We start from the raw sequence: 9,507 nt of genomic DNA on the forward strand, positions 1-9,507 counted from the left end.
ATGAGCCGTCGTGCCACCCCCGCCACCGAAGCGATCCGCGGGATGAGGGACCTCCTCTTCACGCACGCCACGGACTACGACGCCGCGCGCCGCGAGTTCGCCTGGCCCGACCTGACCGCCTTCAACTTCGCGCTCGAGTGGTTCGACGTCGTCGCCGGGGAGAACCCCGGCCGTCCGGCCGTGCAGATCGTCGAGGCCGACCTCAGCCTCCGCTCCTGGACGTACGGCGAGCTCTCCGCCCGGTCCGACCAGGTCGCCGCCTGGTTGCGCGGCCTCGGCATCGGCCGCGGCGACCACGTGATCGTCATGCTCAACAACACGATCGAGCTGTGGGAGGTGATGCTCGCGATCACGAAGCTGGGCGCGGTGTCGATCCCGACCTCGACGCTGCTGTCGGCCTCCGACCTCGCGTACCGGATCGAGCACGGCCGCGCCGGCGCCGTCGTCACCCTCGGCAGCCTGGCCGACCGCCTCGAGGGGATCGACCCCGCGGTGCTGCGCATCGGGGTCGGCGCGTCGCTGCCTGCGGACTGGAAGCGGTTCGCGGACGCCGCCGCCACCACCGAGGAGTTCGTTCCGGACGGCCCGACGCCCGCCGGCGACACGGCCCTGCTGTACTTCACGTCCGGCACGACGAACCGCCCGAAGCTCGTGCAGCACACCCACGTCTCCTACCCCGTCGGCCACCTCTCCACGATGTGGTGGCTCGGCGTGCGCCCGGACGACGTGCACCTCAACATCTCCTCCCCCGGGTGGGCCAAGCACGCCTGGTCGAGCTTCTACTCGCCGTTCCTGGCCGAGGCGACGGTGTTCGTCTACAACTACGACCGCTTCGACGCGAACACGCTCATGGAGGTCATGGACACCCACCACGTCTCGACGTTCTGCGCCCCGCCCACGGTCTGGCGCATGCTCATCCAGGCCGACCTCTCCCGGCTCGCGCACCCTCCGCGCGAGCTCGTGGGCGCCGGCGAACCGCTGAACCCCGAGGTCATCGACCGGGTGCGCGAGGCGTGGGGCGGCACGATCCGCGACGGCTTCGGGCAGACGGAGATGACCGCCTGCATCGGCAACTCCCCGGGGCAGACGGTCAAGGTGGGATCGATGGGCCGTCCGCTGCCCGGGTACCCGGTCGTGCTGCTCGATCCGTCGACGGGCGAGGTCGTGGAGGACGAGGGCGAGATCGCGCTCGACCTCGCGAAGCCGCCGCTCGGCCTCATGGCGGGGTACTACGACGATCCGGAGAAGACCGCGGAGTCGCGGGCCGGGGGCTTCCATCACACCGGAGACATCGCCGTGCGCGACGCCGACGGCTACCTGACCTACATCGGACGCTCCGACGACGTGTTCAAGGCCTCCGACTACAAGATCTCGCCGTTCGAGCTCGAGTCCGTGCTGCTGGAGCACGACCTCGTCGTCGAAGCGGCCGTCATCCCCAGCCCCGACCCCACGCGCCTGGCGGTCCCGAAGGCGTACGTGTGCCTGACGCCGGACGCGGGCGCGGACGAGGCCGCCGCCGCGCGCGCCGTGTTCGGCTACGCGCACGAACGGCTGTCCTCGCACCTGTGGGTGCAGATCATCGAGTTCGTGCCCGAGCTGCCGAAGACGATCTCCGGGAAGATCCGCCGCGTCGAGCTGCGGGCACGCGAGAGCGCCCGCGTGGCCGCGGGCGACGAGGCGCGGCAGCACCGCGACCGCGACTACCGCTGAGCGCTAGGAGACGACGGCGACCGGCGCCGTGGGCGTCGCGGTCGAGCCGGTCTTGAGCGTGGCCGTCGTCGTGGTCGCCGGCGCCGGCTTCACGCGCGCGGCCCGGCGTCGCGACTCGAAGCCGCCGGCCGTGAGCATCGCGCGCACGATCCCGCCGATCACGAGCATGCCCACGAGCGACGCGCCCGCCGCGATCAGCGGAAGCCACTGATTCGCGAAGCTCGCGGTGAAGCTCATCAGCGCGCACACGATCCACAGTCCGACCGCGCCGCCCGCGAGCCCCCCGGCTCCGCGGATGATCGCGATCGCTGCCACGATCGCGCAGACCGCGGCGAGCGCCGCACCCACGTATCCGATCGGTACCAGAATGGCGGCCAGGTCTCTGGCCACTCCCAATGTCGTCATGACGACCCCCCGTCCGGCGGAACCCCTCCGCACCTTCGACATTAGAAGTGTCTCTCCGGAAGGCCATCCGTCTCAAGTCCGATCCGGGTCATCCTTCCGGTGGATATCGCGGATCAGCGCCGGACCGGCCACCGCAGCCGGCGCGGGCGCACGACGCGGACGGGGCGGGTGACGACCGCGTCGACCACCATCGAGCCGTCGGTGGGGCCGACGATCGCGATCGCGGAGGTCTCGGTGGCCTCGGCCGGGGCCACGGGCTGCCTCGCGAGCGCGCGATGCGCCTTGACGTAGGCCGGCACGAGGAGCACGATCGCGCCCACCCAGGCGAGCGGGTTGCTGAGGGCCACGCCGTCGAACCCGATCATCGCCCCGAGGACGACCGCGGCGACGACGCGCATCACGAGCTCGATCACGCCGGTGACCGTCGGCACCAGCGTGTGGCCGAGCCCCTGGAGCGCGCCGCGGAGCACGAAGAGCATGCCGAGCGCCCAGTAGCCGCAGCCGTTGATGATGAGCATGCGGTGCGCCATGGCGACGACGTCGTCCGACCCGTCGCCGACGAACAGCCGGACCATCGGCGCGCCGAACGCGATGAGCAGCCCGCCGAGGACGATCGCCGCGGCGACCGCCATCCAGGTGGCCTCGACCACACCGCGCCGGATGCGGTCGGGGCGGCGTCCACCGTGGTTCTGCGCCGCGTACATCGACACGGCGAGCCCGAGCGAGGAGAGCAGGGCGACCGCCAGGCTGTCCACGCGGGACGCCGTCGTGTAGGCCGCGACCGCGTCGGCGCCGAGCGTGTTGAGCGCGACCTGCACCGTGAGGGTCCCGATCGCGATGATCGAGGCCTGGAAGCCCATGGGGAGGCCGAGGCGCAGGTGGTCGGCGATGTCCGTGCGGGAGATGCGCCAGTCCGAACGACGCAGGTGCAGCATGGGCAGCCGCCGGCGCACGAACTCCAGGCAGAGGATCACCGAGACGGCCTGTGCGACCACGGTGGCGAGCGCGGCACCCGCGACGCCCCACTCCAGCGGACCGACCATGAGCACGACGAGGCCGACGTTGAGTGCACAGGAGACCGTGAGGAACACCAGCGGGGTCTTCGAGTCGCCGATGGCGCGGATGATGGCGGAGAGGTAGTTGAAGAACATCGTCGCGCCCGCGCCGAGGAAGCTGATCTGCGTGAACACCGTCGCCTCGGCCATGAGCTCGGGCGGCGTCTGCAGCAGCGCGAGGATCGGCCCGGCGATGAGCGGCGCGACCACCGTGAGGACCACGCTCGTGATGCCGCTGAGGAGCACGCCCGTGGCGACCGAGCGGCGCACGGCGGCGTCGTCGCGCGCACCGAAGGCCTGGGCGATGGGGATCGCGAAGCCGCTCGTGAGACCCCAGGCGAAGCCGAGGAGGAGGAAGAGCAGGCTGCCCGTCGCGCCGACGGCGGCGAGGGACTGGACGCCGAGATGGCGTCCGACGACGATCGCGTCGGCGAACTGGTAGAGCTGCTGCACGACGTTGCCGAGCAGCAGCGGGATCGAGAAGGCGAGGATGACGCGCCACGGACGGCCCGTGGTGAGGGTGGTGGCCATGAAGGAAGGGGCTCGCAGGGAAAGAGGGGATGGATCGGGGGTGCGCCCAGTTTATCGAATCGTTTCGGGCGAACGGAACACCCCGGGCCGGATTGCCGTCGCCGGGGGGTCGATTTCGGACGAGCGGGCCCCGGTGGTTACTCTGCATCAGTCGAGGACGACCGGAGGAGATGAGCGTGACGAAGGAAGACACGGGGGCCATCCGCCAGGGGCAGACCGCAGCCGGAGGCGAGGAGCACCTGCGGCGCGCGCTCAGCAACCGGCACATCCAGCTCCTCGCGATCGGCGGGGCGATCGGCACCGGCCTGTTCATGGGCAGCGGCAAGACGATCTCCGTCGCCGGCCCCTCGGTGATCTTCGTCTACATGATCATCGGGTTCATGCTGTTCTTCGTCATGCGGGCGATGGGCGAGCTGCTGCTGTCGAACCTCAAGTACAAGTCGTTCAGCGACTTCGCGAGCGACCTGCTCGGCCCGTGGGCGGGCTTCTTCACCGGCTGGACGTACTGGTTCTGCTGGGTGGTCACGGGCGTGGCCGACGTGATCGCGATCGCGGGGTACACCGATGCGCTCATCCCCGGCATCCCGCTGTGGATCCCCGGCCTCCTCGTGGTCGTGATCCTCCTGGCGCTCAACCTGCCCACCGTCGCGGCGTTCGGCGAGATGGAGTTCTGGTTCGCGCTCATCAAGATCGTCGCGATCGTCGCCCTCATCGTGACCGGTCTCGTCATGATCCTCACCGGCTTCTCGCACGACGCCGGCACCGCGAGCTTCGCCAACCTGTGGGAGCACGGCGGCATGTTCCCGCACGGCTTCCTCGGCTTCGTCGCCGGCTTCCAGATCGCGGTGTTCGCGTTCGTCGGGATTGAGCTCGTCGGCACGGCCGCCGCGGAGACGAAGGACCCGAAGCGCAACCTTCCGAAGGCCATCAACGCCATCCCGATCCGGGTCCTGCTGTTCTACGTGGGCGCGCTCATCATCCTCATGTCCGTCACGCCGTGGACCGAGTACGTCGCCGGCGAGAGCCCCTTCATCGCGATGTTCGCCCTCGCCGGACTGGGCATCGCCGCCACCGTCGTCAACCTCGTGGTGCTGACCTCCGCGATGTCCAGCGCGAACTCCGGCATCTACTCCACGTCGCGCATGGTCTTCGGCCTGGCACAGGACGGCGACGCCCCCCGGTTCTTCGGCCGGCTCTCGAAGCGCCGCGTGCCGCAGAACGCGCTGTTCCTGTCCTGCATCCTGCTGCTGTCCGGCGTCGTGCTGCTCTACGCGGGCAAGGACATCGGCACGGCGTTCGAGATGGTCACCACGGTGTCGGCCGTGTGCTTCATGTTCGTGTGGACGATCTTCCTCTGCAGCTACCTCGTGTACCGGCGCCGGCGTCCGGAGAAGGCGGCGACCTCGGCGTTCAAGATGCCGGGCGGCGTGTTCATGGTGTTCGTGGTGCTCGCGTTCTTCCTTTTCATCCTCTGGGCGCTGACCACCCAGCCCGACACCCTGATCGCCCTGCTCGTGACGCCGATCTGGTTCGCGATCCTCATCGTCGCCTGGCTGTTCGTGCGGAAGTCGCCGCACCACCTGGAGCGCCACGCCGCGCACATCGCGTACCTGCGCGACGACACGATCCCGGCCGACTGAGCGTCAGGCGACCGACTCGAGGGTCGCGGGCTGTGCGGCCGCGACCTTCGGGGCGAAGACGCGGGGGCGGAGCGCGAGGAACAGCAGCACCATGCCGGCGGCGAGCAGCATGTGCCCCACGCCCGCGATGCCGGCGATCATCTTCGTCGACTCCTCGCCGAGCACCGTGAGGCAGCCGTGCCAGAGGAGCATCGCCGAGGTCAGCACGAGCCCGGCGGTGTAGGTCCAGAAGAACCAGCCGAACAGGCGGCTCTCGGAGAGCGCAAAAGCCTTCTCCAGGAGCATCACCACGAGGAAGACGACGAAGCCCAGCACGAGCAGATGCGTGTGCACGAGTCCGAGCTGCGTCGGCGCCCCCTCCGGGAAGCCGTTGATCTTGGTGAACTCACGGTAGAAGAGTCCGGAGGCGACGCCCACCAGCATGGAGGCGAACGCGGCGGTGAAGAGCCTGCGCATGGGAGTCCTTTCTGTCTGCCTCCAGCCTCGCCGTGGGGCCGTCGCCGCGGATCCATCGAACGGTTGAGACCGCGGGCGTCAGAGCAGACCGGACTCCCTGGCGATCGCGACCGCCTTCGTGCGGCTGTCGGCCCCGAGCTTCTCGAAGACGTGCACGAGGTGGGTCTTCACCGTCGCTTCCGTGACGAACAGCGCCTTCGCGATCTCCCGGTTCGAGGCCCCGGTGTCGAGCAGCCGCAGCACGTCGAGCTCGCGCCCCGTGAGCTGCACCCGCGGGGCGCGGAGGGCGCGGCCGACGCGCGCCGTGAGCTCCGGCGTCAGCGCCTGCCCGCCCGACGCGGCCTGTCGCACGGCCCGGATGATGTCCTCCGGGTCGATGTCCTTGAGCAGGTACCCCGCCGCCCCCGCCTCGATCGCGCCGAGGATCTGGGCGTCGCGGTCGAACGTCGTGAGGATGAGCACCGCCGGGGCCGGGTCGAGCGCCCGGAGCGCCGCCGTCGTCTGCACGCCGTCCATGCCCGCCCCCAGCCGCAGATCGCAGAGGACGACGTCGGGACGGAGGTGCCGGGCGAGGACGACCGCCTCCTCCCCCGACGCGGCCTCGCCCACGACCTCGGCGTCGTCGCGGCGGTCGAACAACGAGCGCACGCCGGCGCGCACGATGGGGTGGTCGTCGACGAGCAGGATCCGTACAGGGGTCACGACCGGCCTCCGAGGGGCAGGTGGGCCGACAGCGCGGTGCCGTCGCCGGGGGCGCTCTCCACGTCGAGACCGCCGCCGAGCTCGCGCAGTCGGGCGCGCATCGACCGCAGGCCGTAGCCGCCGCCGGGCCCCGCCGAGTCCAGCCGCGACGGGTCGAAGCCGCGACCGTCGTCGACCACGTCCAGCCGCACCGCGTCGCCGGCGTCCGCGAGGGTCACCACCACCCGAGTGGCCCCGGCGTGGCTGCGCACGTTGGCGAGCGCGGACTGCGCCGTCCGCAGCAGGGCGACCTCGGCATCGAGGCCGAGTGCGGGCAGATCGTCGGCATGGAAGGTGGCCGCGATCCCGGTCTCGGCGGTCAGGCGCTCGAGCATCCGGGCAAGGGCGTCGCTCAGCGCGGAGCCGTCCAGCTCGGCGGGCATGAGGTCGTCGACGATGCGTCGGGCGTCGGCGAGCCCTTCCGCGGCGAGCGCCCCGATCTGCCCGAGCGCCCGCTCCCGGCCGTCCTCGTGCTCGGCCGCCGACCGCGCCAGCAGGACGATGGAGGACAGGCTCTGGGCGACCGTGTCGTGGATGTCGCGCGACACCCTGGTGCGCTCGGCGGCGGCGCCGGACTCCCGCTGGGTCCGGGCGAGCTCGTCCTGGAGGGCCGCCATCTCCTGCTGCGTCGCGACGAGGGACGCGATGAGTCGCCGCCGCTCCCGCCCGTCGCGGACGAGCTCCAGGTAGCCGCGGGAGATCCCGAGGGCGAAGATGCCGCCCACCAGCGGCCCGATCACGTTCGCGTAGGTGGTCGTCCCGGTGTGCAGCAGCGGCGCGACGATCACGACGGCGAGGATGAGGACGCTGAGCAGCACAGCCCATCGCAGTCGCAGCAGGAAGCCGGCGAGCAGCCACAGCGAGAACGCCAGCCAGACGAACTCCGGCGACAGCGCCACCGCCCCCAGCCAGATGGCCGTGAGCCCCAGCAGCCAGCCGGCGGCGAGCGCCCGGTCGTCCGTGCGGGAGGAGAGCAGGAGTCCGCCGCCGTACCAGCCGAGGAAGGCGAGGGCGGTCGCGAGCAGCCACGGCACCGGGACCCCGTCGGCGAGGGAGCGGACGACGCCGACGACGGTGAGCACGACCGTGATGACGGCCTGGCCGATGCGGAGCGACGTGACCAGGCGCCCCCAGGAGCGCGTGCGTGCTCCCGACCGCCCACCGGGGTGGTCGGTCGCGGCGGTGTCTCCGGTCGGCATGCTGACATTCTCGTCCGCCGGGCCGGTGTGCGCCTCCATCGTTCGGTCGACCCCGTTCGAATCGCCCGATTGGCGGCATCCGGCCCGGATTTGGGACCAATCAGGCGATTCGAACGGAGGTATCGTGGGGCCGATGTCGACACCGCACCCGTTCCCGGCGACGATCGCGGCAGCCGTCGACCACGAGCTCGTCATCCGCAAGTCGCGCTTCCTCACGCACGTCGCACCGGTGTCGACGGTGGCCGAGGCCGAAGCCGTCATCGCGACGATCCGGAAGCGCGCCTGGGACGCGAACCACAACTGCACCGCGATGGTGACCGGTCTGCACGGGGATCAGGCGCGCTCCTCGGACGACGGCGAGCCCTCCGGAACGGCCGGCGTCCCGATGCTCGAGGTCCTCCGGCGCCGCGGCCTCACGGACGTCGTCGCGGTGGTCACCCGCTACTTCGGCGGGGTGAAGCTCGGGGCGGGCGGCCTCATCCGCGCCTACTCCACCGCGGTGTCCGAGACGCTCGACCATGCCGCACTCGTCCGTCGCGCGGCGCTCACCCAGGCGACCGTCGAGGTCCCGCACGCCGAGGCCGGCCGCTACGACAACCTGCTCCGCGACTGGGCGACGTCGCACGGGGCCACGCTCGGCACGCCGACCTACGGGGCCTCCGCCCAGCTCGAGCTGTGGGTGCCCGCCGCCGCGCTTCCGCGCCTGACCGCCGACCTCGCCGCCGCGTCCGGCGGCGCCGTGGCCCCGGTGGCCGGGATCGAGCGGATCGTCGACGTCGCGGACTGAGGCCTCCCGGCGGCCGCACACCGTCCGACGGATATCCTGGACGCCGCGGTCGCGGAAGGAGAGCGATGTTCGACAGTCCGCTCTCGGCCTCGCCGTACGAGATCCTCGGCGTGGATCCGGCCGTCGACGACGCCGAGCTCCGGCGGGCGTATCGGCTGCGACTGCGGCAGACCCACCCCGACACCGGCGGCGACGCGGCCGTGTTCATCCAGGTCCAGCGCGCGTGGGAGCTCATCGGCACCGCGGAGGACCGCGCCGCGTACGACCGCCGCGCGGGCCTGACCGACGACGGCGGCGAATGGAGCGGCTGGCGTCCCCCGACGGTGCGCACCGACACCCGGCCGCGCGCCCGCTCCTACGGACACCCCGGGGGCTGGCGCCGCGAACGCTACCTCTCCCTGATCCGCGAGTGGGCGGGTCACGGGGTCGAGGTCCCCGACCCGTACGCCCCGGCCCTCGTGCGCGCCGCCCCACGGGAGCTCCGGCGGCTGCTCGCCGACGCGCTCGCGGAGGAGGCCACGGCCCGCACGGTCTCCGACCTCGGCATGGGCTTCACGGTCTGGCACGACGTCGCCGCAGGACAGACCCCCGAGGACAAGCTCGACCACGTGGTGCTCAGCCCGTCCGGCCTCTACGGCGTCATGTCCGAGGACTTCGGCGGGGTCGTGGGGTTCCGCCGCGGGGAGATCACCGGCCCGAGCCTCGGCACGCGGGCCCCGGTCACGGCGGCTCTCGCCCGGATGCGCGCGGTGGCGAAGGCCGCGAAGGTGAAGTTCGGCGGGGCGATCGTGGTGCTCCCCGACGACGACCTCGCCCAGGCGGTCACCCCGCTCGGCAGCAACCGCGGGGTCCCGGTCGTGGTGGTGCGGCGCAGCGCGCTGGCGATGGTCCTGCGGCAGGGCGTCCCCGGGGCGCGGGCCATCGGCGGCAACGAGCTGTTCGATGTCCGCACCCGTCTGCAGCAGACGGTCCGCTTCGTCTGA

At 71.6% G+C, this 9,507-nt stretch carries 9 protein-coding genes; 4 read left to right on the plus strand and 5 right to left on the minus strand.

From position 1 onward, the window contains the following. Positions 1 to 1,710 carry an AMP-binding protein gene (locus ACFU8V_RS02105; protein ID WP_378868635.1) on the plus strand — a complete coding sequence of 570 codons (1,710 nt, stop codon included), beginning with the start codon at positions 1 to 3 and terminating at the stop codon, positions 1,708 to 1,710. 3 nt (positions 1,711 to 1,713) lie between these two features. Here ACFU8V_RS02105 and ACFU8V_RS02110 read toward each other — a convergent pair whose 3' ends face one another. Further along, complete coding sequence (locus ACFU8V_RS02110) at positions 1,714 to 2,115, minus strand: hypothetical protein (protein ID WP_144881698.1); 402 nt, start codon at positions 2,113 to 2,115, stop codon at positions 1,714 to 1,716. 113 nt (positions 2,116 to 2,228) lie between these two features. Then, positions 2,229 to 3,701 carry an MATE family efflux transporter gene (locus tag ACFU8V_RS02115; protein WP_378868639.1) on the minus strand — a complete coding sequence of 491 codons (1,473 nt, stop codon included), beginning with the start codon at positions 3,699 to 3,701 and terminating at the stop codon, positions 2,229 to 2,231. A 170-nt stretch (positions 3,702 to 3,871) separates the two neighbouring features. On the opposite strand from ACFU8V_RS02115, the gene cycA reads away from it, so the two are divergent. Beyond that, complete coding sequence (gene cycA / locus ACFU8V_RS02120; protein WP_051582169.1) at positions 3,872 to 5,341, plus strand: D-serine/D-alanine/glycine transporter; 1,470 nt, start codon at positions 3,872 to 3,874, stop codon at positions 5,339 to 5,341. Positions 5,342 to 5,344: 3 nt separating this feature from the next. On the opposite strand, the gene ACFU8V_RS02125 is transcribed toward cycA, so the two are convergent. The 3 genes from ACFU8V_RS02125 to ACFU8V_RS02135 all read right to left on the minus strand — a co-directional run bounded on the left by ACFU8V_RS02125 (position 5,345) and on the right by ACFU8V_RS02135 (position 7,737). After that, complete coding sequence (locus ACFU8V_RS02125) at positions 5,345 to 5,797, minus strand: DUF2871 domain-containing protein (protein ID WP_378868643.1); 453 nt, start codon at positions 5,795 to 5,797, stop codon at positions 5,345 to 5,347. Between the two features lie 78 nt (positions 5,798 to 5,875). Next, positions 5,876 to 6,499, minus strand: coding sequence for a response regulator (locus tag ACFU8V_RS02130; protein ID WP_378868646.1), 624 nt, complete (start codon positions 6,497 to 6,499; stop codon positions 5,876 to 5,878). Further along, positions 6,496 to 7,737 (minus strand): sensor histidine kinase, encoded by a 1,242-nt coding sequence (locus ACFU8V_RS02135; protein WP_036292299.1) that lies wholly within the window; start codon positions 7,735 to 7,737, stop codon positions 6,496 to 6,498. Before ACFU8V_RS02135 ends, ACFU8V_RS02130 begins: the two co-directional genes overlap by 4 nt. A 133-nt stretch (positions 7,738 to 7,870) precedes the next feature. Here ACFU8V_RS02135 and ACFU8V_RS02140 point away from each other — a divergent pair, with 133 nt between their 5' ends. Next, on the plus strand, positions 7,871 to 8,524 hold the full coding sequence (locus ACFU8V_RS02140) for a YigZ family protein (RefSeq protein WP_085605220.1): 654 nt from the start codon (positions 7,871 to 7,873) through the stop codon (positions 8,522 to 8,524). Positions 8,525 to 8,589: 65 nt separating this feature from the next. Then, positions 8,590 to 9,507, plus strand: coding sequence for a DnaJ domain-containing protein (locus tag ACFU8V_RS02145; protein WP_025102778.1), 918 nt, complete (start codon positions 8,590 to 8,592; stop codon positions 9,505 to 9,507).

Origin of the sequence: Microbacterium sp. NPDC057658 (genome assembly GCF_042799975.1) — a bacterium.
In the GTDB taxonomy this organism is placed as follows: domain Bacteria; phylum Actinomycetota; class Actinomycetes; order Actinomycetales; family Microbacteriaceae; genus Microbacterium.